This window comes from Parasphingorhabdus halotolerans, assembly GCF_012516475.1.
In the GTDB taxonomy this organism is placed as follows: domain Bacteria; phylum Pseudomonadota; class Alphaproteobacteria; order Sphingomonadales; family Sphingomonadaceae; genus Parasphingorhabdus; species Parasphingorhabdus halotolerans.
On sequence record NZ_CP051217.1, the window covers coordinates 690,138 to 714,721 of the forward strand.

Annotated in this window: 27 protein-coding genes, 3 tRNA genes and 1 pseudogene; 14 read left to right on the plus strand and 17 right to left on the minus strand. The window is 50.9% G+C overall.

The annotated features are described in order from the left end of the window. Positions 1-14: 14 nt before the first annotated feature. The 3 genes from HF685_RS03310 to HF685_RS03320 are packed head-to-tail and all read left to right on the plus strand — an operon-like array spanning position 15 to position 1,803. Complete coding sequence (locus tag HF685_RS03310; RefSeq protein WP_168818293.1) at positions 15-287, plus strand: acyl carrier protein; 273 nt, start codon at positions 15-17, stop codon at positions 285-287. After that, complete coding sequence (locus HF685_RS03315) at positions 284-994, plus strand: alpha/beta hydrolase family protein (RefSeq protein WP_168818294.1); 711 nt, start codon at positions 284-286, stop codon at positions 992-994. The genes HF685_RS03310 and HF685_RS03315 overlap by 4 nt, the downstream gene beginning before the upstream one ends. Next, on the plus strand, positions 991-1,803 hold the full coding sequence (locus HF685_RS03320; protein WP_168818295.1) for a hydrolase 1, exosortase A system-associated: 813 nt from the start codon (positions 991-993) through the stop codon (positions 1,801-1,803). Before HF685_RS03315 ends, HF685_RS03320 begins: the two co-directional genes overlap by 4 nt. Position 1,804: 1 nt before the next feature. Here HF685_RS03320 and trxB read toward each other — a convergent pair whose 3' ends face one another. Both trxB and HF685_RS03330 read right to left on the minus strand, forming a co-directional pair. Continuing rightward, positions 1,805-2,770, minus strand: coding sequence for a thioredoxin-disulfide reductase (gene trxB, locus HF685_RS03325; RefSeq protein ID WP_168818296.1), 966 nt, complete (start codon positions 2,768-2,770; stop codon positions 1,805-1,807). A 151-nt stretch (positions 2,771-2,921) separates the two neighbouring features. Further along, positions 2,922-2,998: transfer RNA gene (locus HF685_RS03330), tRNA-Met, on the minus strand. Positions 2,999-3,175: 177 nt separating this feature from the next. Here HF685_RS03330 and HF685_RS03335 point away from each other — a divergent pair. Next, on the plus strand, positions 3,176-4,411 hold the full coding sequence (locus HF685_RS03335; RefSeq protein WP_168818297.1) for an NAD(P)/FAD-dependent oxidoreductase: 1,236 nt from the start codon (positions 3,176-3,178) through the stop codon (positions 4,409-4,411). Here the strand turns inward: HF685_RS03335 and HF685_RS03340 are convergent. After that, positions 4,408-4,887, minus strand: coding sequence for a 2'-5' RNA ligase family protein (locus HF685_RS03340; protein WP_168818298.1), 480 nt, complete (start codon positions 4,885-4,887; stop codon positions 4,408-4,410). The genes HF685_RS03335 and HF685_RS03340 overlap by 4 nt on opposite strands. A 151-nt stretch (positions 4,888-5,038) precedes the next feature. On the opposite strand from HF685_RS03340, the gene HF685_RS03345 reads away from it, so the two are divergent. Beyond that, positions 5,039-5,476 (plus strand): hypothetical protein, encoded by a 438-nt coding sequence (locus HF685_RS03345; protein ID WP_168818299.1) that lies wholly within the window; start codon positions 5,039-5,041, stop codon positions 5,474-5,476. Positions 5,477-5,482: 6 nt separating this feature from the next. On the opposite strand, the gene HF685_RS03350 is transcribed toward HF685_RS03345, so the two are convergent. Continuing rightward, positions 5,483-6,214, minus strand: a complete 732-nt coding sequence (locus HF685_RS03350) for a queuosine precursor transporter (RefSeq protein ID WP_168821168.1) — start codon at positions 6,212-6,214, stop codon at positions 5,483-5,485. A gap of 105 nt (positions 6,215-6,319) precedes the next feature. Here HF685_RS03350 and HF685_RS03355 point away from each other — a divergent pair. After that, a tRNA-Arg gene (locus HF685_RS03355) sits at positions 6,320-6,396 on the plus strand. 2 nt (positions 6,397-6,398) lie between these two features. Here HF685_RS03355 and HF685_RS03360 read toward each other — a convergent pair. Then, entirely contained in the window at positions 6,399-7,235 is an 837-nt protein-coding gene (locus HF685_RS03360; protein ID WP_246218720.1) for an NUDIX hydrolase, read from the minus strand. A 118-nt stretch (positions 7,236-7,353) separates the two neighbouring features. Between HF685_RS03360 and HF685_RS03365 the strand changes: the two genes are divergently transcribed. Then, positions 7,354-7,941 carry a DUF4126 domain-containing protein gene (locus tag HF685_RS03365; protein WP_168818300.1) on the plus strand — a complete coding sequence of 196 codons (588 nt, stop codon included), beginning with the start codon at positions 7,354-7,356 and terminating at the stop codon, positions 7,939-7,941. Between the two features lie 358 nt (positions 7,942-8,299). Next, a pseudogene (locus HF685_RS03370) lies at positions 8,300-9,137 on the plus strand (IS5 family transposase). A gap of 218 nt (positions 9,138-9,355) precedes the next feature. Here the strand turns inward: HF685_RS03370 and HF685_RS03375 are convergent. From HF685_RS03375 to glpD, 6 genes are all read right to left on the minus strand, one after another. Next, positions 9,356-10,432, minus strand: coding sequence for a sensor histidine kinase (locus HF685_RS03375; protein ID WP_168818301.1), 1,077 nt, complete (start codon positions 10,430-10,432; stop codon positions 9,356-9,358). Between the two features lie 326 nt (positions 10,433-10,758). Beyond that, the gene (locus HF685_RS03380) at positions 10,759-11,478 is read right to left on the minus strand and encodes a response regulator (protein WP_168818302.1); all 720 of its coding nucleotides are present in this window, start codon (positions 11,476-11,478) and stop codon (positions 10,759-10,761) included. A gap of 107 nt (positions 11,479-11,585) precedes the next feature. Then, a complete protein-coding gene (locus HF685_RS03385) occupies positions 11,586-12,257 on the minus strand; it encodes an EF-hand domain-containing protein (RefSeq protein ID WP_246218721.1) in 672 nt (223 codons plus the stop codon). 148 nt (positions 12,258-12,405) lie between these two features. Continuing rightward, the gene (locus HF685_RS03390; RefSeq protein WP_168818303.1) at positions 12,406-13,053 is read right to left on the minus strand and encodes a hypothetical protein; all 648 of its coding nucleotides are present in this window, start codon (positions 13,051-13,053) and stop codon (positions 12,406-12,408) included. Between the two features lie 94 nt (positions 13,054-13,147). Then, positions 13,148-13,221: transfer RNA gene (locus HF685_RS03395), tRNA-Gly, on the minus strand. A 56-nt stretch (positions 13,222-13,277) separates the two neighbouring features. Next, positions 13,278-14,786, minus strand: a complete 1,509-nt coding sequence (glpD, locus tag HF685_RS03400; RefSeq protein WP_168818304.1) for a glycerol-3-phosphate dehydrogenase — start codon at positions 14,784-14,786, stop codon at positions 13,278-13,280. Between the two features lie 97 nt (positions 14,787-14,883). On the opposite strand from glpD, the gene glpK reads away from it, so the two are divergent. Continuing rightward, a complete protein-coding gene (glpK, locus tag HF685_RS03405) occupies positions 14,884-16,356 on the plus strand; it encodes a glycerol kinase GlpK (RefSeq protein WP_168818305.1) in 1,473 nt (490 codons plus the stop codon). An 85-nt stretch (positions 16,357-16,441) separates the two neighbouring features. Here glpK and HF685_RS03410 read toward each other — a convergent pair whose 3' ends face one another. From HF685_RS03410 to petA, 3 genes are read right to left on the minus strand one after another with little or no spacing between them, the layout of a single operon-like run. After that, a complete protein-coding gene (locus tag HF685_RS03410) occupies positions 16,442-17,290 on the minus strand; it encodes a cytochrome c1 (RefSeq protein ID WP_168818306.1) in 849 nt (282 codons plus the stop codon). A gap of 18 nt (positions 17,291-17,308) precedes the next feature. Continuing rightward, entirely contained in the window at positions 17,309-18,622 is a 1,314-nt protein-coding gene (locus HF685_RS03415; protein WP_168818307.1) for a cytochrome b, read from the minus strand. Positions 18,623-18,635: 13 nt separating this feature from the next. Further along, the gene (gene petA / locus HF685_RS03420) at positions 18,636-19,205 is read right to left on the minus strand and encodes a ubiquinol-cytochrome c reductase iron-sulfur subunit (RefSeq protein ID WP_168818308.1); all 570 of its coding nucleotides are present in this window, start codon (positions 19,203-19,205) and stop codon (positions 18,636-18,638) included. 176 nt (positions 19,206-19,381) lie between these two features. Between petA and HF685_RS03425 the strand changes: the two genes are divergently transcribed. The 3 genes from HF685_RS03425 to HF685_RS03435 all read left to right on the plus strand — a co-directional run bounded on the left by HF685_RS03425 (position 19,382) and on the right by HF685_RS03435 (position 21,282). Next, positions 19,382-19,840, plus strand: coding sequence for a tRNA (cytidine(34)-2'-O)-methyltransferase (locus HF685_RS03425; protein WP_168818309.1), 459 nt, complete (start codon positions 19,382-19,384; stop codon positions 19,838-19,840). Further along, the gene (gene hemF / locus HF685_RS03430) at positions 19,837-20,694 is read left to right on the plus strand and encodes an oxygen-dependent coproporphyrinogen oxidase (RefSeq protein WP_168818310.1); all 858 of its coding nucleotides are present in this window, start codon (positions 19,837-19,839) and stop codon (positions 20,692-20,694) included. The genes HF685_RS03425 and hemF overlap by 4 nt, the downstream gene beginning before the upstream one ends. 66 nt (positions 20,695-20,760) lie before the next feature. After that, positions 20,761-21,282: a GNAT family N-acetyltransferase gene (locus tag HF685_RS03435; protein ID WP_246218722.1), complete on the plus strand. Its 522-nt coding sequence runs from the start codon at positions 20,761-20,763 to the stop codon at positions 21,280-21,282. Between the two features lie 16 nt (positions 21,283-21,298). Here the strand turns inward: HF685_RS03435 and HF685_RS03440 are convergent, their stop codons facing one another. After that, complete coding sequence (locus HF685_RS03440) at positions 21,299-22,027, minus strand: hypothetical protein (protein WP_168818312.1); 729 nt, start codon at positions 22,025-22,027, stop codon at positions 21,299-21,301. A gap of 71 nt (positions 22,028-22,098) precedes the next feature. Here HF685_RS03440 and lipB point away from each other — a divergent pair, with 71 nt between their 5' ends. Next, positions 22,099-22,746 carry a lipoyl(octanoyl) transferase LipB gene (gene lipB / locus HF685_RS03445; protein WP_168818313.1) on the plus strand — a complete coding sequence of 216 codons (648 nt, stop codon included), beginning with the start codon at positions 22,099-22,101 and terminating at the stop codon, positions 22,744-22,746. A gap of 44 nt (positions 22,747-22,790) precedes the next feature. After that, entirely contained in the window at positions 22,791-23,060 is a 270-nt protein-coding gene (locus HF685_RS03450; RefSeq protein ID WP_168818314.1) for a hypothetical protein, read from the plus strand. Positions 23,061-23,130: 70 nt separating this feature from the next. Here the strand turns inward: HF685_RS03450 and queE are convergent, their stop codons facing one another. Further along, positions 23,131-23,775, minus strand: coding sequence for a 7-carboxy-7-deazaguanine synthase (queE, locus tag HF685_RS03455; RefSeq protein ID WP_168818315.1), 645 nt, complete (start codon positions 23,773-23,775; stop codon positions 23,131-23,133). Next, complete coding sequence (queC, locus tag HF685_RS03460) at positions 23,772-24,476, minus strand: 7-cyano-7-deazaguanine synthase QueC (protein WP_168818316.1); 705 nt, start codon at positions 24,474-24,476, stop codon at positions 23,772-23,774. The genes queE and queC overlap by 4 nt, the downstream gene beginning before the upstream one ends. Between the last annotated feature and the right edge of the window lie 108 nt (positions 24,477-24,584).

Consider the following 24,584-nt stretch of genomic DNA (forward strand, 5'->3'; position numbering starts at 1 on the left):
GAATCGGGGGGCCAATGTCCGAAAATATTGATCTGACGCCGGAAGCTGCAGTTCGTGCTGTGATGCGGGATATCTTGGGGTTAGATGCCGAACAAGTAGCCGAATTTACTGCTGAAACCGAGCTCTTTGGAGCCCTGCCCGAACTTGACAGCATGGCCGTTGCCGCCTTGCTAACGGAATTGGAAGACCGACTGGATATCATGATCGAAGATGACGAAGTTGATGGCGAACTGTTTGAAACTTTCGGCAATCTTGTCGCTTTTACTGAAATGAAAGTGGCTGAGTGAACGGAAAACTCGAGTTTTCGAGCTATCATTTTGATGAATATGATGAACTTTGCCTGATTTCTGGCAGTCAGCACCAAATCAAAATCTTATTGGTGCCGCCGCTATTTGATGAAATGAACCGCATGCGACGGGCGCTCGTCGATGCGATGCACCTCCTTGATGAGTGCCGCATTGGCAGCATACTCCCAGATCTCCCGGGCACCAACGAAAGCCTGTTTCCGCAAGGTGAAGCAAATTTAACCCTTTGGCGTAGCGCGCTCAATATGTGCATCAGTCAACACACTGATTGCAAATCTATCGCATCATTCCGGGGCGGCTGCCTGATCGATGATTTCGACTGCGAACTGCCTCGCTGGCGGTTTTCACCTGCCAAAGGTCGTTCCATGCTGCGGACGATGATGCGAACCCGCATTGCATCCGATAAAGAAGCGGGCAACGTCACAAAAATGACAGACCTGCAAGATCAGGCTATTTCCAGTAATCTCAATCTCGCTGGCAATATCATTGGACCTTCCATGTTCGCTGAACTGGATCAAGCTGAACCTATAACGCTAGAGAATACACGTGTTGTGAGGCTGGAATCCGACAGCGCGGATGCAGATGTGAAACTCGCTGGTTCCGCCTTATGGCTGCGTGCAGAGCCTGATGCTGATCAGCTGATATCAACGGCAATGGCCAATGATCTGGCAAGCTGGATAAACTCATGACACGCTCATTCCATCAATTTAATTGTGATGGAGACGCGCTGTACGGGACGCTTGATAGCGGGTCGCACACTACAGCATTGCTGATTGTTAGTGGAGGCAATGAGATAAGAGCTGGCGCCCACGCGGGAATGGCGAGACTAGCCGAATCTCTATCACAAAAGGATTTCCCGGTTTTTAGATATGATCGCCGGGGAATTGGTGACAGCAGCGGCCACAATGGAGAGTTTTTAACATCCCGAGCCGATATTCTGGCCGCCACACAATATCTTGGGCAAACGGTACCCAACCTCAAAAAAATTATCGGATTTGGAAATTGTGACGCAGCAACGTCTCTAGCTCTGTTTTCCAGGCTCGATGGCCTTATCCTCGCTAATCCCTGGGTTATCGAAACTTCCGAATCGACAAGCGAAACGGCATCAAAAACTGCCGCATCAGCCATCCGCGCGCGTTACTGGAACCGGCTCAAAAACCCGCGCACTATTATCGATGCCCTAAGTGGTAAAATCGACTTCAGAAAGTTTCTTGGTGGCCTGAAACAAGTAACTCAGAAACAAGAAAATACTGGACTTTCTATCAAGCTAAGGGATGCTCTTCTGGAATTGGAACGCCCGTGCCGCATCCTGCTCGCCAAGCGCGACACCACCGCCCTTGCCTTTCAGGCCGCCTGGAACAGCAGTGACTTTCGCGCAGTTAAAACCAAAACCAACATAACTTCAAACACACTGGAAAGCGCATCCCACAGTTTCGCCGACGACTTCGCTCGAAAGTGGCTGGAAAATGAGATTTTAGAATTTCTGGAAAGCGCCTGAACTACTCAGCCGCCATTAGTTCAAATTCTTCTTTCGCTAAGAACCGTTCAGCGTCGAGAGCTGCCATACATCCGGTCCCCGCTGCCGTCACCGCTTGACGATAGACGTGATCCATCACATCACCACACGCAAATAGACCGGGAATCTTGGTTTTCGGCGTGCCGGGCTCTACCTCAATGTAACCACCATCGATCAAATCCAGATGCTCTTTGAATATCTCGGTGGCTGGCGCGTGGCCAATCGCCACAAATGCCCCATTGGTCGCGATATGGCTCTTCTCACCGGTTTGTGTATCTATCAGGTCGACACCGACAAGGCCTTTAGGATCACCGCCTGCGACAAACTGTTCAACCGTTTTATTCCACATCACGCTAATTTTGGGGTTCGCAAACAACCTGTCTTGCAGGATTTTCTCTGATCGCAAGCTATCACGCCGATGAATAAGCGTCACATCATCGCTGTGGTTAGTCATATAGAGCGCTTCTTCAACCGCAGTATTCCCGCCGCCAATTACCACGACCTTTTTGCCGCGGTAGAAAAAACCATCGCAGGTTGCACAAGCTGACACGCCCTTCCCGCTCAACGCCTCTTCACCCGGCACATTAAGCCATTTCGCTTGCGCTCCGGTGGCGATGACCAACGTATCACCCAAATAAACATCACCACCGTCGCCGATCATCTTGAACGGGCGCTGAGATAGATCGACATCCACAATCGTATCAAAAATCATCCGGGTCCCGACACTTTCGGCCTGTGCCGTCATCTCCTCCATCAGCCAAGGCCCCTGAACAACGTCACGAAAACCTGGATAATTCTCGACATCTGTCGTGATAGTGAGCTGTCCACCAGGTTGAAGCCCCTGCACAACAATCGGTTCCATACCAGCCCGCGCACCATAGATCGCTGCGGATAATCCCGCTGGACCGGAGCCCAGTATAAGCATTTTGGTACGGTATGTTTCGGTCATGGCGCTTTCCTATCGAATCTGTTTTTCATCAAATAGGGATGCAGTGGCTATTGAGGCAAGTGGTAAGGCTCAATTTGGCGGCCAAGAATTCTATTAAACCAAGAAAGTATCATTCCCAATCTTCCGACCGTCACTGACCTACCTGAAATTCTGGTAGCGGAGGAGGGACTCGAACCCCCGACACATGGATTATGATTCCACTGCTCTAACCACCTGAGCTACTCCGCCATCGGACATGTCAAACAGCCATGGCTGCCTTGAAACTTCCTTTGATCGCGGCGCTATAGTCACAGCGTCTTATATGGTCAACAAGTTGCCGTCGATTTTCTGCTATAGCTTGCAAAGAAAGCGCCAACCACGCTAATGCACTAGATCTTACCGCTTTGCGGTCACTAGGGGCGAAATATGAACGAATTTTACGACATTTTGATTGTCGGTGCCGGCCATGCCGGGGCGCAGGCTGCCATTGCGCTGCGTCAGCAGAAATTTGAAGGTAGCATTGCGCTGATAGGCAATGAGAAATACCCTCCTTACGAGCGACCCCCGCTCTCTAAGGAGTATCTCGCTGGAGAAAAAGAGTTTGAACGGATCATGCTACGCCCCGAGAGCTTTTGGGGCGAGCGTAATATTGATCTACTAACGGGTTGCCGGGTCGCCAAAGTTGATCCTGACGAGCGCAAAGTCACTCTGGCAAATGACGATGAAGTCAAGTTCGGGAAGCTCATCTGGGCCACGGGCGGTTCGCCGCGAATGCTGGATTGCGCCGGTAGTCAGGCGCGCAACATCCACGCAGTCCGTTCCAGAGCCGATGTCGATAAGATAATGGCCGCGCTACCAACAACCCAAAATGTTGTCGTTGTCGGCGGCGGCTATATTGGCCTTGAAGCAGCGGCAGTGTTAACAAAATTGGAAAAAAAGGTAACAGTTGTAGAATCCCTGGACCGGGTTTTATCCCGCGTTGCCGGGGAAACGTTATCGCGCTTTTACGAAGCCGAACATCGACGGCAAGGCGTGACGATTGAACTGGAGGCGACAGTCGAAGGCTTCGAAACAAATGACGACGGCATGGCAACAGCCGTAAAATTGGCAGACGGCCGGATATTGCCGGCGGATATGGTGATCGTCGGGATCGGGATAATACCCGAAACCGGGCCATTGGTCGCAGCAGGCGCTGCGACCGGCAACGGCGTTGATGTGGACCAGCATTGCCGTACAAGCCTCAACAAAATCTACGCCATTGGAGACTGCGCAGCCCACAGCAATCGTTATGCAAATGGAGCCCATATTCGTCTGGAATCTGTACAAAATGCCAATGACCAGGCGAAAGTCGCTGCCTTGGACATCATGGGCGAAGAATGTGAATATGACGCAGTACCATGGTTCTGGTCAAATCAATATGATCTGAAGCTGCAAACGGTGGGCATATCCACTGGCCATGACGAATATATCGTGCGCGGAAATCCCGATGATCGGCACTTCTCCATCGTCTATTTGCGGGATGGAAAAGTCATTGCACTTGATTGCGTCAACGCGACGAAAGACTACGTCCAAGGCCGTAAAGCGGTCGTCGAAGGGCTTGCTTTGAACACGGTCGAATTGGCAAATACAGATATTCCGATCAAGGAAGTCGGGCTGGTTTAAACACCTCTGAAAGACCATTGGCCGATGGTTTCCCAAGGGCCATCCATATAATAACTGAGTCCTAGACCTTTAATCCGGAAAGGCCGTGGCTCAAATTCCGCAGAAAGCTCGGCAAACAGCTGCTTGGACTCTTTAGCGGTCACCTTGTTTTGGACGGTGACATGCAATCTGGGCGTCTGTTGATCCTGGACCGTCAACAGTCCGTGAAATTGATCCGCCAACTCCATTCTCATGGCCAGTAGTTCGGGGGAATGGATTTGATAAGCGACACCATAACCCAAATGGATCAAGCGTTGCAGCGAGGCTGCTGGTGGCTTGTTGTTCCGCGTCAATTCCAGGATACTGGACTTAATCTCTGAATGCGCACCGGGCGGTAAATGATGGAATAAAGTGATATGTGCTGCAATCATATTCCTCTCCGGTGGAAAATAGCGCTTTCGCAGTTTATCCGCCCAAGCGAAATCAGCTTCCGCCATAGTTGCGGTCATTATCAGCGGCTTGTTGCGTTCAACCATCGCTACTCTTTAGCCTAGAAACGCCTGACGAAGAACGAAATATCAGTCGATTTTCTTGAAATTGGGACGGGAGAGTCGCAAGAACGCAAGGAGCAAGGGGAGGACGGAACAAATGACTTCAATAGGCAGAACAAAACCGCCGATCTGGTTCTGGATTGTGGGAATATTAGCACTCCTTTGGAACGGCATGGGTGTAGGTGAATATATTCGGCAAATCACCATGAGCGCCGCCGAGTTTGCAGCTTTACCGGCCAATCAGCAGGAATTAATGATAGATCAACCATTTTGGCTAACCGCCGCTTTCGCCATTGCGGTACTGGCCGGGTTTGTCGCATCGGTATTGCTGCTATTGCGCCAACGGATAGCGGTGCGTCTGTTCATGGTATCCATGCTTGCTGTTTTTACCCAATTTGGCGGGTTGTTTCTGTTCAAAGGATATTGGGATATGCTTTCCGGTGCCGAAATAGTCATGCCAATACTCATTCCGATCTTCGCAGTCGGCTTTGCCTGGTTTGCCTGGCGTTGTGAAAAGAGCGGATACCTGCGTTAAACCGAGTCAAATCGAGGTGCTAAATGGCGTGAAGTTGGTTTTTTCATCAAATACATCAACGCCTTCCCGCTTTTTCAACCATCCAACCACTGCATAAGTCACGGGAGTGAGGACAACTTCCCAAAGCACTTTCAGCAGCCAGTTTGTTGCCATCACAGTTAAAACAACTGATGTCTCCCAAACACCAAGGAAAGCCAGCGGATAGAAAATCAGGCTATCGACGCCCTGCCCGACGATTGTCGAGCCAATAGTGCGGGTCCAAAGCATTTTGCCTTGCGTCCAAACCTTCATCCGAGCCATCACGTAGCTGTTTACAAATTCCCCGGCCCAGAATGCGAATATCGAAGCGGCCACGATCCGCGGGACTTGTCCAAACACACTTTCATAGGCGGCCTGCCCTTCCCATCCCTCAGCAGGCGGCAATGCAACAACTACCCAACTCATAAAGGCCATGAAGGTGACCGCTGCAAACCCTGCCCAGATAACCCGCCGCGCGCGCGCATACCCATAGACTTCTGTCAGCACGTCTCCGATCACGTAACCCAACGGAAAAAACAGGATGCCGGCTCCATAAACCCATTGTTCGCCACTTATCGTGATGAACGTAGGCTTTGCCGCGCCAATGACATTGGAGAGCAGAAGGATGGTGACGAAAGCAGCCATCACAAAATCAAAATATCGAAAACTATGACCGACCTGGCTGGCTGCAGTGGTCCGCTTAATGTGATAATCACCCATCAGCAGATGCTTAACCAACATCAGCCAATATTCAATCTTTTATCCTGCAACTTCATATGCCGGTTTGCAGCAGAGAAAAACATCGCTACAGCAAAAATCGAATTGGCGCCCGTAGCTCATCTGGATAGAGCGCGAGACTTCTAATCTTGAGGCAGCAGGTTCGAGTCCTGCCGGGCGCACCAATTCAATCTTTGGGCTCTTTATCAAACCCGCGTTGCACAGCATCCATCGGTTCTGATGTGATCGGATAACCGAGACCTTCCGGAATACAAAGAAATACGGACCCATCCCGTTTTTCCATTGTCGGCGAGACCATCTCGACAGGGTGCTGGCTACTGTGGTTGACCGCCTCATCATAAGAATTAAACTGGGCGAGACGCTCCAGGTTGCGCTTGGTCGGAAAAATGATTTTCACTTCGCCAGCTGCAGCTTTGTCCAGAACACCCTGCGCGCTGCTCCAGAAAAGATTATAATTCTCTGTCTCGTCAACGGTCGCTTCCGCGTTATGGTCATCATGCGAGATCATGTAAAACCGTGTATCGAAAACCCGGCGTTCGGCAAATGGCGGGCACCAGCGGGTGAATGGCACCAATTTTTCCAACTCCAATTGCCAGTCAAATTGGGTACAGATTTCCGATAATATCGTTCCCTCATGCAGGGCTGCCCGTGCGTCAAGAACACGCTGCGAACGCAAATCCCCGTTAACACCAACCGCGATACCGGTTTCCTCAATCGACTCCCTAATCGCAGCTATGCGCGCTCCATATTCTTCGATATCGTCGTGCCCAAGCGAGGAAGCAAAATCGTAATCTGCTTCGTCGACACGCCCGCCAGGAAACACAGCGGCGCCTGCCGCAAACGCCATTTTCGCTGACCGCTCGACCATCAAAAGATCCGGAGCCTGCGCGCCGGGCTTGTCGCGAAAGATTACCAATGTTGAGGCAGGAATTGGCTTTGGCATCGGCTTGCCAGTCAGCGCGTCAAGTTTCGGGGTGTCATCAATCGAAGAATTATCGTTCATGCAAGTTATATGAACAGCATCCTTACCCAATGCAAAAGGAAACTGAGGGCGATCGGATTGCTGAAGTCGGCAAAAGTTCAAATTTGCCAAGCCACACAGTTCGTGGCAATCAGATGATATGGGAATAATAGAACTTCTGGGTCTCGCCGGCAGTGTCAGCCTCCTTTCAGGATGGCGGCTTTATCTGACGGTATTTGTTACAGGTCTGGCTATGCGCCTTCAATGGATCAGTCTTCCGGAAAACCTGCAAATGCTGGATGCGCTGGCTAATCCGTGGGTTTTGGGAATTAGTGGATTGGGCGCACTGGCGGAGTTTTTTGCTGACAAAATATTGTGGCTCGATAGCGTCTGGGACACGATTCACACGATCATTCGCCCGATCGGCGGCGCTTTGCTCGCGCTAGCCGTCGTCGATGCCAGTGATCCCGCCTGGCAGGTGATTATCTTCCTGCTTGGCGGCGGTGCGGCTTTGATGAGCCATGGTGCCAAGGCAGGAGCCCGCGCCATCGTCAATACCAGTCCAGAACCGGTCAGCAATGCCGTGGTATCGACCGGGGAAGATATTGCCGCTGGCGGATTGCTGGTGCTCGCATTCACAAACCCGGCCATCGCATTAGTCGTCGCGACGGCGCTGCTAATATTTTGCATCTTCCTGATCTACAAGGGCTACCGGCTCTGGCGGAAAATGGTTTCGAGCGGGAGTTAACGACACATAGCATGGGAATAAAATTCCGCAAAAAAAAAGGGCCACAGTACAATAATTGTGCTGTGACATCCTTAGTGTCTGACCGAAAACTAAGTCACATATTTTCAATAACTTAATTAGGATGGTGAGATCGAAAATATAGAACTTAGAAGTCTGTATTTGGCAGTCTTACGCGGGTTTATATATCGGATGACACTATATTCTAAACGAAAAAATCCATTATAAGCCATTTTTTTAATAAAAATATAATTATCGGTCAGACTCTTATTAGAAGTATCACTAGGGTCAGGACCTATTAAATTGCTTGCATGATTGGGAGAAGGTTGATTCGGTAGCGGCACTGAAGGAGGTGCCGTTGATGAGTGATTTGATCATGTTGAGCAAAGCGCAGATGCGCAAGATAGAGCCGTATTTTCCGTTATCGCATGGCGTTCTCAGGGTGGATGACCAGCGGATATTGAGCGGGATCATCTTTGTCATTCGCAATGGCCTGCGCTGGCGCGACGCCCCGGCTGCCTACGGTCCGCACAAGACGATCTATAACCGCTTTGTTCGCTGGAGCCGTCTGGGCGTCTTTAACAAGATATTATCCACTCTGGCTGCTACCAGCGATGCCGATGACTGCCTGATGATCGACGCCACCCATTTGAAAGCCCATCGTACCGCTGCCAGCCTTTTAAAAAAGGGTCTGTTTCCCGATATATTGGACGTACCAAGGGGTGAGGCAGCGTAGCTGATCCGGGGGATCGGCGAGAACCGAACCTGAACAGCAAACTCCATGCCGTGTGCGATGGTAACGGCAGGCCGGTAATCTTGTGCCTGACCGAAGGGCAGACGAGTGACCATATTGGTGCAAAGCTCACATATCCGGCACTTCCAGAGCATGCCGCTACAATGATCGGCGACACCGAGCATCGTGCCGTGCCGGGGGCACGGGGAGACGCGCAGGCTATGACAGCGATGAATATCGGGCGGCGCTGAAAGCCAAAGGCATCACACCGTGTATCCCGCCGCGCAAGGGGCGGCTGTTACCTGCAAATTTCGACAAGTCCCTTTACCGCCAGCGCCACAAAATCGAGAACATGTTTGGCAAACTCAAAGACTGGAGGCGTATCCACACCCGCTATGATCGCTGTGCACACACCTTCTTGTCAGCCATCGCAATCGCTGCAACCGTCATCTTCTGGCTCAGTTAATGAGTCCTGATCCTAACTTTAGCCCCACAATCAATTATCGCCTGCCATCACCATCATTCAACACATCAATAAGATGCATCAAGCTTGTTTCCAGTTCATCTATTGGGATTGGATTCAAAATACACTCCAGTGTCGTCATTCATCAACAATAGTCCAATCTCTAACTAACAGGGAGTATTAATTTGAGGTTGACCGAAGAAGTCAAATTGTAATCTTCCTTACGCAATCGAGATAATTAGGCTGGCCCGCAAACCTCCATCTTCGAGGTTTTTCAATGTGATGTCCCCACCTTGACCGCGCGCTATTGCTCGAGCCAGCGTAAGGCCAAGGCCAGAACCTCCGGAAGCACGATTTCGTGATGCGTCGGCCCTTACAAAAGGCTCGAACATATTTTCCATTTGATCATCGGGAATCCCTGGTCCGATGTCATCCACTGTTATAACCAGCTTATCTTCTGTTTTATCCACAGCAATATCGGCAGACTTTCCGTACTTCACAGCATTACTTATTAGATTGCGCAATGCTCTTCGGATTAATGTGGTCCTCAATGGAGCATTGATACGTCCCCTTCGCTCAAAGGACACTTGCTTACCCATGTCCACAAATTCATCGACAACAGTTTCAATCAGTGCGCTTACATCCGTGAGTTCCGCCTCCGACCCAGATCGCCCTAGCCGAGCTAGCGACAGGATATCGTCGAGCGTCTGATCAATATCCTCAATGCCCGCAATCATCTTTTCGCGGTCATCCACATTTTCGACGCTTTCAACACGAACGCGCAGTGCAGCCAGCGGGGTTCTTAAATCATGACCAATAGCGCCCAGCATAACGTCTTTTTCATTCAACATCGCACCGACGCGAGACTGCATCATATTGAAAGCTTCGATCAAGTGCTGCACGTCGGGTGGCCCACCCGCCGCCACGTCATTAGCGGTTTTGCTCGGATCGAAATCGCGAGCATTTTGTGTCAGTGCCTTCAGCGGCTTGGAAATAAAGCGGCCTAAAACTATCAACGGAATAAGTAGCAACAAATAGAGCAGTACGGTTTGAAAAATCAGATTTCTGATGAGCTGCGGATTACGGTCCCGCTGAGCAGACGCCAAATTGAGCCAGCGGCCATCTTTCATCTTGGCAGATATCAAGACAAATGCTTGTATCTCCTGATTGTCACGCTGCGAAGCAAAAGCACGTCCCAGCGGTCGTTCCCTAAAACGCATACCAATAGCGCTATTGCGGAATGGAGGCGGAAGATTTTTGACTTGAGATGCACGAATATCTGCAACGCCATAGCTCATATTGGTCATTGCTTCCGTCGCGCGTTTCTCAAGTTCCGGGATTCGTTCAAATTTCGAATCTACATAGGGTTCAGTCGAAACTTCTGGTCGATTTCTGCGAAACCGGGGTTGACGATTTCGACCTTCTCGCCGCCCGCGAGTTTCCCTTTCTTCCAGGCGTTCCATTTCGCCTGCAATCCGCGCTACAGCAGAGGCAGATGCTTCAATCCGATTTTGATTTTCCGCACCACGAAAGAGCAACACCGCGTTAATCGCTTGAGCGGCGAGAAGCATTGCAGCGACTAACAAAAGCAATTGCCCAACCAGGCTTCGGGGAAGAAAACGGCTCACAAGGATTGTACTTCACCAGCCAAAACATAACCGCCGCCCCAGACGGTTTTTATGATCTCGGGATTTTTTGGATCGGCTTCAATCTTGCGGCGCAAACGACTGATCTGGTTATCAACCGCGCGGTCAAATGCGTTAGCCTCGCGCCCTTGCGTAATGTCTAGAAGCTGGTCGCGATTGAGCACCTGCCCTGCACGGGATAGCAATGCCAAAAGCATTTGATATTCACCGCTAGAAAGCGGAACATTAACACCCTCAGCATCAAGAAGAGCGCGCTGATCGATCTTCAGCGTCCAACCAGAAAACTGGAACACATTACCGTGCCGCGATATTTTGACGCTATTGCCGTTATTGGCGCGGCGCAGCACAACCTTGATCCGTGCGATCAGTTCGCGGGGGCTGAAGGGTTTGGTGATATAGTCATCTGCACCCAATTCGAGGCCAATTATTCGTTCCGTTTCCTCGGTTTTTGCGCTGATGAAAATAACCGGAATTTCTGTCCGTTCGCGGACATAGCGACAGAAGCTGAGCCCATCTTCTCCGGGCATCATGACATCCGATAAAATGATATCAAAATTATATGCGTTGAGCAAAGAGCGGGCGATACTCGCATCTTCTGCCTGTTGCACCCGAAAGCCCTGCTTGATCAGATAGTCTGCGAGCGGTTCTCTAAGAGAGCTTTCATCGTCCACCAATAGAATATGCGTTTTGCTCGACATAAGTCTTACCTAGCACATGCAAAAATAAATGGAACGGACCGCCAGCAATTTGGGAGGAGGGAGATTGGCTGACGATCCGTTCGCATAAAAGAGTATTGGTTCAGGGATTAACCGCCTCTTTTATCTCGGTTGGCGCGGCGTTCAGCGCGCTTTGCTTGACGTTCTTCCTTGGTGATCCTGCCGTCATTGTTGGCATCAATCTCGTCAAAACGCGCCATGGCCGCTGCTGTAAATTCAGCTTTGCTGATCATCTGATCGCCATTGGTGTCCACCTGCTTCATCATTGCGCCACGATCACCGCCACCGCGATGGCCTTTATGACCCTTTCCGCGCATGCTCTTGGCGCCATTTCGCCCGCCGCGTTTACCTTGCATCTGCTGCATTTCTTCGGCAGTCAACTTACCGTCACCATTGGCATCAGCGCGGGCAAATCGCTCGGCTTTGCGTTCGGCGCGGTGCGCTTCCATTTCCGCTTGCGATATGCCGCCATCGCCATTGGCGTCCATTGCCGCAAATCGCTCAGTCCGTTTGGCTTCTCGGTCAGCCTTTGAAATCTGGCCGTCACCGTTGACGTCGCGCTTGGCAAATTTGGTATCAAGAGATGCTATCATTTCTGCTCGGCTAATAACGCCATCACCATCGGCATCGGCGTTCACGCCTTTGCCGCCAGGTGCTGCAATCGCAACGCTACCGGCAAAAAGCATTGCCGCTGCGCTCGAAAATAATATTGTCTTTTTCATCATCACAATCCTCAGGTTCTTGTTCAGGGTAGCGATCATTTCCGATCACCATAAACATTCTTCTATAGGAGATATGTCCCTGAAATTTGTCAGAACAGACGAAAATTGTCGCAAATTGTATCAATTGGCGCAAGCGGTTAATCCGCTGGAAAGTTTCTGATGGAATTTTAAGTCAACCGAGGCGAACTCATGCAGCCATAATTGTATAGCGGGATGCCCCGGTCAAGCGACACATTGTTTTAGAAACCTTTAGTTCCTCGCCATCAACGATTATAATGTCTGCCAGAATCATGCAGGGTGTGCCGTTAGCGAGTTTGTTTTTCGAAGTGACTGTTGAACTCCCGGATACATTTTCCCTGATCGTGCTTTGCCATTCAACTTTCTTGCCGATTTTTGCGCCACGCGTTGCTTCGTCCGTTGCTTCCGTAGCTTGTTTTTGTTCTTCGGGGTAAAGTCGGCAAGCAACAAACTGTGACAGGCTATTTGCCGAATCGACCATGAAGTCACCCACTATCGGGATTTTCCGTGTCATGGTACTCAGCCGATCGGCCATGCCGAAAATGCCTCGGCGCTTTTTAGTCTCGGCACCATCGGCCTTCCCTTGACCGTTGCCGCATAAAGTGGACAAGGAAGCCGCTCCCTCAGGATTGGTTGCTTCTGAATCAGTATTCGTGCCGATATTTTCTGTCGCTTCAGAAGCACGTTGAGACCCGGCGACGGCTTTCGAATCGTCCGTTAATTGGCTGTTGGAAGATCCTCCAACCGCTGCGAAGGTGGGCATCGTCACAAAAAGCCCTACCAGCGAGACCGAGCAACATATCAACTTGCGGTTCATGAAAACGCTTATATTCACAGTTGCTTCCTAGCCTCCGCATCAAGTGACTGGCAAACAAAAACCAAATCTAACAATGGGCGATACAAGGGAGCCTTGGAGCGGGTGAAGGGAATCGAACCCTCGTCGTAAGCTTGGAAGGCTTCTGCTCTACCATTGAGCTACACCCGCATCTCACTTTGCAGAGAAGCAAGCGCGCTATTGCCACCGCTTCGATGCGCCGTCAATCAGGAAACATTGGCCTGTGACTGCGCGGCTGTGTTTTGCGCCGTGAACCAGTCCGAAACTTTCGACTTTTCGTTGTTGTTCATGTGAAGGCCAAGCTTGGAGCGCCGCCAAAGCGCGTCTTCCGCTGTTTTCACGAATTCATAGCGGATCAGCCATTCAAGCTCTGCTTGGTAAAGCCCCGCTCCAAAATATTTTCCAAGATCAGCGGACGTTTGAGAATCTGCCAATATCAAAGCTGCATCCGTGCCATAAGCCCGCACCAATCGACGGATTGTTGCTTTTTCCAAAAAAGCCCATTGATTGTGATATTCTTCGACCAGCTTCTCCGCATCCCGAACTGCGAAATTCCCGCCGGGAAGCGGCGCGTCTTTTGTCCAGTCGGACGCGTCGATGCTCAGCACGTTAGAGAGCGTTTTCATCGCTTGCAACGCTAGCACACGATATGTCGTTATTTTCCCGCCAAAAATGGAAAGCACCGGCGCGCCGGCTTTATTATCATAGTCGAAAACATAATCCCGCGTCACTGTAGCCGCAGTGCGGCTATGGTCATCGAATAGCGGTCGTACGCCGGAATAGGTCCATTGCACATCATCGCGAGTAACCGGCTCGGTGAAATATTCGCTCGCGGCATCACAAAGATAATCAATTTCGCCATCGCTGATTTTGGCCGGCCCCTCTTCGTAACTCCAGGGCTGATCGGTTGTACCAATCAGCGTATGGTCGCCTTCATAGGGAATCGCGAAGATGATCCGTTCATCTTTATTCTGGAAAATATAACTGTGATCGCCTTCGAATTTGCGGGCGATCACAATATGGCTGCCTTTAACGAGACGCAACTTGGCGGCATTGCTGCTTTGGTCATACATTGCGGTCACCGGATCAACCCAAGGACCGGCAGCGTTGATCAGGACTTTTGCTTGTTCGGTGACGGACGTGCCATTTGAAATGAGCTGCAATGACCAAGCATCCTGTTGGCGGTCAAGCCCGAAACATTCAGTCTTTGTGCGAATATCCGCGCCACGTTCTTTTGCATCTCTAGCGGTAAGAGCTACGAGGCGCGCGTCTTCCACCCAGCAATCAGAATAGGCAAAACCCTTTTTCAAGCGTTTTTGAAGCGGATCACCGCGCTTATCTTTAAGCAGGTTCAGGCTTTTTGTACCGGGCAGTATCGAACGGGAACCAAGATGGTCATAGAGGAACAGACCGAGCCGAAGCAGCCATGCGGGCCGCATGCCCTCATCTACCGGCAAAACGAACCGCATCGGCCAGATGATATGTGGTGCAGCGCGCAGCAGCACTTCCCGCTCCTTCAGCGCCTTACGGACAAGACTGAATTCATAGTGCTCGAGATAGCGCAAGCCGCCGTGTACGAGCTTGGTGCTGGTCGAAGACGTATGCGATGCAAGATCATCGCGCTCGACCAGAAGGACTTTCAGCCCCCTGCCCGCTGCATCGCGGGCAATACCCACGCCGTTGATGCCGCCGCCAATAATCGCCAAATCATACATGTTGCAGTGCAATAGTGAATAAATGCGACAATGCAATCGGACTTGCGTTTTGGAAGCGATAATTTAGCGTGCCATCGTTAATAGGGAGCAAATCTGCATGTCTGCAAAACAAATTTTGGTAATCGATGAAGGCACCACCTCCACACGTGCCATGCTGTTTGGCTGCGATGGAAAATTACGCAGTTCTCAGCAAGAGGCGCTACAACAATATTATCCGTCCCCGGGACTAGTGGAGCATGACGCCACCGAGATTTGGGAAAAAACCCTGCGATGCTGCCAGAAGATGGTTGAGCAAGCGGGCGGGGCCGATAAAATTGCCGCAATTGGGATCACCAACCAGCGCGAAACAGTGGTCGCTTGGGATAAACGCTCAGGAGAGCCATTGTGTAAGGCTATTGTCTGGCAAGATCGCAGAACGGCCGAAAAATGCGATGCTTTAAAGGACAAAGGATTGGAGCCATTGGTTCAACAAAAAACCGGATTGCTTCTCGACCCTTATTTCTCAGGCAGCAAAATCGGGTGGATGCTTGAAAATGTACCGGAAGTAAAAGCAGCAGGCGACAATCTGGCCTTCGGTACGATTGAATCATATCTGATTTTTCGCCTGACCGGTGGCATACATATTACAGACGCCAGCAACGCAAGCAGAACTATGCTAATGCCGCTAAACGGGCAAGTTTGGGATGATGAGCTGCTGGATCTGTTTGATATTCCCAAAGCAGCTTTGCCAAATATTGTTGATTGTGCCGGGGATTTAGGTGCAACCCTACCCACGCTATTTGGCAGCGCGATCCCGATTTGCGGCTCTGCCGGCGACCAGCAGGCAGCGACCATTGGTCAGGCTTGTTTTGCTATGGGTCAAACGAAAGCCACCTTTGGCACCGGAGCTTTTATTCTCACCAACAGCGGCGACAACCCGCCAAAGTCAGAGAACCGCCTGCTTTCCACCGTTCTCTACCAACTGAACGGCGAGCGAACCTTTGCCCTAGAAGGGTCCGTATTTGTAGCAGGCAGCCTGATGCAATGGCTCCGCGATGACGTTGGGCTGATTGAATTTGCCGGAGAAAGTGAAGAACTGGCACGATCTGTTGCCAACAATGGCGGTGTTTATTTGGTACCGGCCCTATCCGGACTGGGCGCACCGCATTGGCGAGCTGATGCCACATGTACGATTTCCGGCCTTAGTTTTTCGGCCACAAAAGCACATATCGTACGCGCGGCTTTAGAGTCCATCGCACATCAGTGTCATGACTTGAAAACTGCCTTTTCTGCCGATGGCACGGATTGGGAGAGCCTGCGGATTGATGGAGGAATGGTCGCCAATGACTGGATGGTTCAAGATTTGGCAGATGTTCTGAACATTCCCGTGGAGCGGCCTGAGTTTATCGAAACTACGGCACTTGGCGCTGCGATGTTGGCAGCCGTGGGATGTGGTATCTACGAAACTTTAGATGACGCTTCCGCTATGATTTCGGGAATGAGTTCATATGAACCATCTATGGATAGCGCTGATCGCGCACATCGTTTGGCAGGATGGCAGAAGGCCATCGCTGGAGTGCTGGCAAATTGAAGCTCAATTCCATTCTGTAATGTGACCACAGATACAAAAAAGCCCGCCTGTTACAGCGGGTTTTTTTCGATAAACTGATATAAAATCAGTCTTTTTTCTTCTCGGCTTTGACGTCAGCCCAGATCGTCTTGAACGACATGAAGGCCAATATGGTTGCTATCAACAGGAATGCGATAACCGCCCAGCCTGCTTGATGGCGTGCTTCCAGCTTTGGTTCTGCAGACCAGATAAGGAATGCCGAGACATCTTTGGCCATCTGATCGACAGACGCTTTGGTGCCGTCGCTATAACTTACCTGATCAGCTGCGGTAATAGGTGGTGCCATTGCAAGGTTAAGATTCGCAAAATACGGATTGTAGTGAAGCCCGGGACCGGGGCGATTTGCCTCCGGCAAATCAGCTGGAGGGTCCTGATAACCTGTCAAAAGTGAATAGACATAAGGAGCGCCACCCTCACGCGCTTTGGTAATCAGCGATAGATCAGGTGGAATGGCGTTGTTGTTTGCCGCAGCCGCTGCAACCTCGTTGGCGAACGGTTTGGGGAACTTGTCTGCGGGCAGTGCAGGACGTGTGCTGGCTTCGCCAGTGGCCGGATCAATCGAAGGTGCTTCAATTGCCCAGTTTGCAGCGATCGCTTTCACTTCATCTTCGTTATAGCCCAAGTCTTCCAAATTTCGGAATGCGACCAGACGAAGCGAGTGACAAGCGGCACAAACTTCTTTGTAAACCTGAAAGCCGCGCTGCAATTGCTGCCGATCAAATTTGCCCAAAGGTCCGTCACTTTTGAACGAAACTTCCTTGGCATGTTTGTGGAACTGGTGCTCTACCGTCTCTTTCGGTGGCTCACTGATATAGGCGGCTGCGCCCATGAAAAAAGAAATAAGTAGCCAGCCCGAAAAGAACAGACCTACCAAAACACCGATAATTCTAACCATTACGATATAACCCTGTTCTTATTTCGTTGTCGCTACGCCGTGACCAGCGGCCACTCCGGCAGGAATGGTTGATTGGTCTAGCGGCTTGCCTGTCACCGCTTCCGTGATCGAATTGGGCAGCGGCAACGGCTTTTCAATTCGCGAGAGAAGCGGCAGAATGATCAGAAAATAAGCGAAATAGTACGAGCCTGCGACCTGGCTCATCATCACAAACGGCTCTTCAGCTGGTGCGCCGCCACAGTAGAACAATACCGCTGTCATAAAGATCAAAATCCAGAAAGCGATGCGCATTTTAGGGCGGTAAGTGCCAGAGCGAACCGGCGACGTATCAAGCCAAGGCAGGAAGAACCATACCAGGATTGCCGAGAACATCGCCATTACACCCAGAAGTTTTGCTGGAATGAACAGCAAGTCGAATGTGAATGCGCGCAGGATCGCGTACCAAGGCCAGAAATACCATTCCGGTACAATGTGCGCTGGCGTCGAAAGCGGATTCGCCGGAATATAGTTGTCGGCGTGACCCAAAGCATTGGGCAGGAAGAACATCATCGCCGTGAACAGGATGAGGAAAACGCCGAGTGTCCAGCCATCTTTGGCTGTATAATATGGGTGAAAAGGTACAGTATCCTGCGGTCCTTTTACATCAACGCCGGTCGGATTGTTGGAGCCGGGAATATGCAAAGCCCAAATGTGCATGATAATTACACCAGCTGTAACGAACGGAAGCAAATAGTGCAGCGAGAAGAACCGATTGAGGGCCGCGTTATCTGGTGCAAATCCGCCAAGAAGAAGCTCTTGAATGGGTTTGCCCACTAGCGGAATGGCCTCGAACAAACCGGTTATCACTTTGGCACCCCAAAAGCTCATTTGACCCCAAGGAAGCACATAACCAAGAAACGCGGTAGCCATAGCGAGCAGATAGATCACCACACCGAGCAACCACAACATCTCACGCGGCGCTTTGTAAGACCCATAATACAGCCCGCGAGCGATATGTAGATAAATCGCGATAAAGAAGAAGCTGGCACCGTTGGCGTGCGCGTATCGGATCATCCAACCGCTGTTAACGTCGCGCATAATATGCTCGACGGAATCAAAAGCGATATCAGCGTTGGCAGCATAGTGCATCGCCAAAATAATGCCTGTTACGATCTGGATAACCAAGAATATCCCGGCGAGAGAACCGAAGTTCCACATATAATTCAGGTTGCGCGGTGTGGGGTATCCAGCACCAAGGCTTCCGTACACCAAACGCGGTATCGGAAGTTTCTCGTCCATCCACTGACCAAATTCGGTCGTTGGCGTATATTGTTTTGCCCAAGGAAAGCTCATTTGTTTCTGCCCCTTAGCCGATTTTCACGACGGTGTCTGATAGGAATTCATGCTCTGGCACTTCAAGGTTTTTTGGTGCCGGGCCTTTGCGGATACGCGCTGCGGTATCATAGTGCGAACCGTGGCAAGGGCAGAAATAACCGCCATACTCGCCTTTCACTTCGCCTTGCGCCGCGCCGAGCGGAACACAGCCAAGATGTGTACACACACCCAGAGTGATCAGCCAATTTTCTTTGCCGACGGACGTGCGCTCAGCCAAAGTCTGTGGATCGCGGAGATCATCAACTGCCACTGCATTAGCTTCAGCAATTTCGGCATCTGTAAGATTGCGGATAAAAATGGGTTGTTTGCGCCATGAGGTTTTAACCGCCTGCCCACGCTCAATCGCGGAAATATCAACCTCAATAGACGCCAACGCCAATACATCGGCGCTCGGGTTCATCTGGTTGACCAGTGGAAATACCGTGGCCACCGCGCCAGCGCCAGCAAAGCTCACCGCCGCTATATTTATAAAATCCCGACGGCGAACGCCTTCGGTTTCTTCGTCTGAACCTATCGAATCAGCCGTTTCAACAGTTGCCATGCAAACGTGCCCTTAAAGTTTGGTTTATACCCCAGACTGCCCGATCATACGCTATCCCTCAATAGCGGTTTGACCATGCAGCGAATTGCGCGCCTGATAGCCGCCAAACGGGGTGTTTGCCAACAGTGAATTTTCGATTGACCGCACATTGTTTTCTCCCCCATGCACTCGTACCCATGAGAGTAGCTGTTTACCAACCCGATATCGCTGGAAATTTAGGAACGATTCTAAGGACATGCGCCTGTATGGATGTTGCTGTCGATATCATTGAACCCTGTGGTTTCCCGTTTAGCGATCGAAGCTTGAAACGCGCAGGGATGGACTATTTCGAACAGGCGGATTTCACGCGCCACGCTGATTGGGATACATTTCTTGGATTTTCTGATTCTCGCTCTTCGAGACTGGTATTGCTCTCCAGCAAAGCCGCTATGCCGTATCATGAGTTTGAATTTGAAAATGATGATATATTATTATTTGGTTCGGAAGGATCAGGGGTTCCCCTGAGTGTACATGAACGCGCAAATGCCCGAATCACAATCCCGATGAGAAAGGGCATGCGCAGCTTGAACCTTGCTGTTTCGGCTGGCATGGCTTTAGGAGAAGCACTCAGGCAAACAGGACGTTACCCGCAATGACGACACAGTTGGACGAACAGCAGTTAACGGCTCAGGCTTGGTTCACGGAATTGCGCGATTCCATCTGTGCCGAGTTTGAGGCGATTGAAACCGAGGCTGGCAGCGATACCAAGTTTGACTATATTCCGTGGGACCGGTCCAATCCCGATGGTAGCCCTGGCGGCGGCGGTACACAGGGACTGATGAAGGGCAAGGTCTTCGAGAAGGTCGGAGTGAATATTTCTACCGTTGATGGCACATTCAGCGAGGAGTTCGCAAAATCCATCCACGGCGCGGAGGAAAACCCGCAGTTCTTCGCCACCGGCATCAGTCTGGTGGCGCATATGGCAAACCCCCATGTTCCTGCTGTACATATGAACACGCGATTCCTGTGCACCACCAAACGCTGGTTTGGCGGCGGTGCGGACCTCAATCCGCCGATACCTTACGAGGAAGACACGGAAGAGTTCCATGCCCGGTTTCGGTCTGCATGCGCGCCCCACAGCCCGGAATATTTTCCAAAGTTTAAAAAATGGGCTGATGACTATTTTTATATCCCTCACCGCAACGCCCATCGCGGCGTTGGCGGTATATTTTATGACCATCTTGAGCTTGAGAAAGATGTAGACTTTGATCGCCACTTTGCTTTCACGCAAGATGTCGGGCGGGCATTTCTCGATGTTTTCCCGAAGCTGGTGCGTCGCAGGATGAATATGGAATGGTCTCCCGAAGAGAAAGAGCAGCAACTGGTATGGCGCGGACGCTACGCTGAGTTTAATCTGGTTTATGATCGCGGCACCACTTTTGGCTTAAAAACCGGTGGTAATGTCGATGCCATTTTGATGAGCCTGCCGCCCGAGGCCAAGTGGACTTAGCCGAGGAATATGACGGTAATGGAAATACCCGAAGGCCATTTGGCGACTATTGTGACATATTTGGAAATGACAAAAGAACCAGCGTTGTCAGATATTCCTTCCGGGTTGGAGATTTCAGAATGGCCTAACCCAGAACCTGATGAATATCTGGCAATGTTTCGCAAGGTAGGCGAAAACTGGCTCTGGTTCTCGCGGCTTTTGTTGGACAAGGATCAGCTTATCGCTGTGATTCAACATGATGATGTTCAACTCCATAAGATACTCGATGGCTCCCGCGCAGTTGGATTTATCGAGCTTGATTTCAGAGAAGCCGGACAATGCGAAATCGGATTTTTTGGGCTGGTGCCTGAAATGAACGGGTCCGGTCACGGCCGCTGGATGATGGTCGAAGCCTTGCGGCGCGCCTGGCGATCAGGAGTGGAGCGGGTGTGGCTCCATACATGCACGCTTGATTCCCCAAGGGCGCTTGGTTTTTATCAAAACAGCGGTTTCAGAGCCTATAAGCAGGAAGTTGGGATGCAGCCCGACCCGCGTTTGTCTGGACATTTGCCGCGTAGCGCAGCTCCCCATATTCCGCTGCTCAGCTGAATATTTCTTCCACATTCTACGTTTTACCGGTCAGTTGCTTGTAAATCGAAGCAATCACCGCAACTAAAATCACCTGAAACACGGTACCTAGGCCCGACGAAACCAGATTTTCGAAGAGCGGAATACCCTGCCCGCCATTGATCAGACCGCTAATCAATCCAACGACCAATCCCGCCACCAGCACGGTAATTCCGCCAACCAGGATAATAATCGCCAGAAAAAAGAAAATCGACCAGCCATTATTCATCGTGAGCGCCCAATTTGCTTTTAGGGCTTCAACTGGATTGCGCTCACCACGATCCGCTATCACCATCGGCACCAGCGCGAAACGGCCAAGCAGATATAGTCCGGGTATAATAAGCAATAGAAATCCGAAAAACAGCGCAAATGCAACCAGGATATTCGCGATGAAAAAGAAAATAAACAAGCCTGCGGCCGCTTTCAAAACATCTGCTACGGTCCCTTGCTGATTGGGAGCAAATAATATGTAAAGCGCTAACGTACCGAACGCTATGACGAGATTTGAAGCAAATAGACTGAACGAATGATCGACCAAAAAAGCTATCTGCGCAGCGTTTATTTCAGCTGGATCCGTCATTCCGTCAATCTGTGGTTCACCGACAAATTGTGCCCAGAGCAAATTTGGCAATAGAATAAAAACGCCAGCAATGGCTGCCACAGCTTCTTTGTGGCCACCCAGCAACGCCATGGCATCGTTCCAGCATTTCATTTGATCAAGCTTCACGGCGACACCCTCTTACTCATAAATTCCATCCTGCTCTTGCCACCACAGCCGTGAGAGTGCACGAAATTTCTATGAATGACGTAAATCAAGTTGAGTGGCGCACCAGTGAACGGCTGATTGCCTATCCTGACGCGCTGGAAGAAATGGAAGCGCGCAATACAGCCGTGCAAGCGGGTGAGGAGGAAGAGCTGATTTGGTTTCTGGAACATCCCCCGCTTTACACAGCTGGTACAAGTTCCGACCCGACTGAGCTGCTCAGTTCGCAATTCCCCGTTTTTGAAACTGGCCGCGGCGGTCGGCATACTTATCATGGCCCGGGTCAACGGGTGGGCTATATCATTCTCGACCTCAAAAGGCGCAATGCGGATGTTCGGGGTTTTGTACATGCGCTCGAAGCATGGGTGATTGCAGCACTGGGAGAGTTCGGCATCGATGCGCGCGCGGTAGAAGGTCGCGTCGGCATCTGGTGCGATACGCCTGATGGCCAAGAAGCCAAAATCGGAGCTATTGGCATTCGTATCCGAAAGTGGGTCACGATGCATGGCTTCTCGGTCAATATTGATCCTGACCTCAGCCATTTTAACGGTATTATCCCCTGCGGGATCAGCGAATATCCAGTTACCAGTCTCAAAGCACTAGGACATAAAATAAAAATGGCGGAATTTGATAGTGCGCTGAAAAAAACCGCAGCGGCTTTTTTTCAGGAAATTGCCAAATAGCATCGAAGCCTTATATTCATCACATAAATCAACAAGGAAATATCATGATCAAATTTGCTCACCTTGCTTCGCTCGTTCTTTTATCATCTGTGATTTCAGCCTGTTCTGGTGACAATGAAGCGCCGGAAGCAGATAATACGACCGAAACCCGGATGGATGAGGTTGATGTCATCGATGGCACAATAAGCGATGATATGGTGGATGTTGATACACAGCAATCTACCGATTCATTGGCTGATGGAGAAGCGGTCGAGGGAGATGAGGCCGGTAACAGCGAAGAAGCTAAAGCCGAAGATGAGAGTTCAGAGGAATAGTCGGTACAAAGTCCCAATTTTGCGCGATGCTTATCCGTCCGTTAAACCAAGCGCTTGTTTGACTAGTGACCTACGCCAATCCCAGAATTTTATGGGTCTGCAATGACAATCGCCATTTCGGATTGGCCTGGACAAACGCGATGGCGCTCTCCAGATTGGCCGCGCTCGCAGCATCATCTCCGCGCGCATCCATCGGCTGAACAAGGTGATTGGCAAAATCCCAATGTGCCATATCCTGCCAATCGCTTCCTTTCTGTGGCCATACCAGTTTCAGTTCATCACCGGATCGCTGTACGGTTGTACTGCCTGCTTTGGGGCTGATGCAAATCCAATCAATTGAACGGGGCACTGGCAGCGTACCGTTGGATTCAATCGCAATTTCAAATCCGGCATCGTGCAGCGCTTGGATTAGGACTTCATCAATTTGCAGCATCGGCTCCCCGCCTGTGATAACAATGAAGCGCAGTTCCGGGTCATTACCCCAAACAGAAGCCGCAGCCTTCGCGAGATCAGCTGCAGTTTTGAAGCGACCACCTCCCGCGCCGTCCATCCCGACAAAATCCGTATCACAAAACTGGCAGACCGCGCTTGCCCGGTCTTTTTCGAGACCAGACCAGAGATTACAGCCGGTGAAACGCATAAATACAGCCCGGCGGCCAGCGTGAACACCCTCGCCCTGCAGAGTCAGGAAAATCTCTTTGACCGCATAACTCATGATTTGGCGGCATAGCGGGTGGGATCGGCAATACCGGCTTCCTCAAAACCTTTTTGCCGCAACCGGCAGCTGTCGCAATAGCCGCAATGCAGGTTGCCTTCAGCAGGATCGTAGCAAGACCAGCTAAGCGCCGGATCAATATCAAGTCGCACCGCCACCTTGGCGATATCCGCCTTCGTCATATATTGCAGAGGTGTTTGAATAGTGAAGCCGCTTCCTTCATCTCCAGCTTTGGTTGCAAGGTCTGCGAGTCGCTCAAAGCCTTCAATAAACTCGGGCCGGCAATCGGGGTAACCGGAATAATCCAGCGCGTTCACACCAATAAAAATATCTCGTGCATCCCGCGCCTCTGCCAATCCGAGGGTAAGCGAAAGGAAAATAAGATTGCGCGCCGGCACATAGGTTACCGGAATTTCGTTGGTCACACCGCTTTTTGGTACATCAATGTTGTCGGTTAGCGCAGAACCACCAAAGCGGCTGAGATCAAGCGGGAGAACGATATGTTCGGCAACATCAAGCTTGGCGGCAATCTGAACGGCGGACTGCAACTCAATTTTGTGGCGTTGGTTATAGTCGATTGTTAGCGCGATGATTTTATAGCCCTGTTCCCGCGCCAAAGCGCCCGAAACCATCGAATCCATTCCGCCCGAGAGGAGCACTATTGCCGTTTTGGTCGGGGTTACTTGATTGGTGCTTTCCATAGTGCGCTCCCGCTAACCACCTTGACGCAGACAAGCAAGTGGTTGGGATAGCCAGCGCCAAATAGCTTCGGCGGATTTCGCGCTAGGGGATCCATCAGATTGAACAGT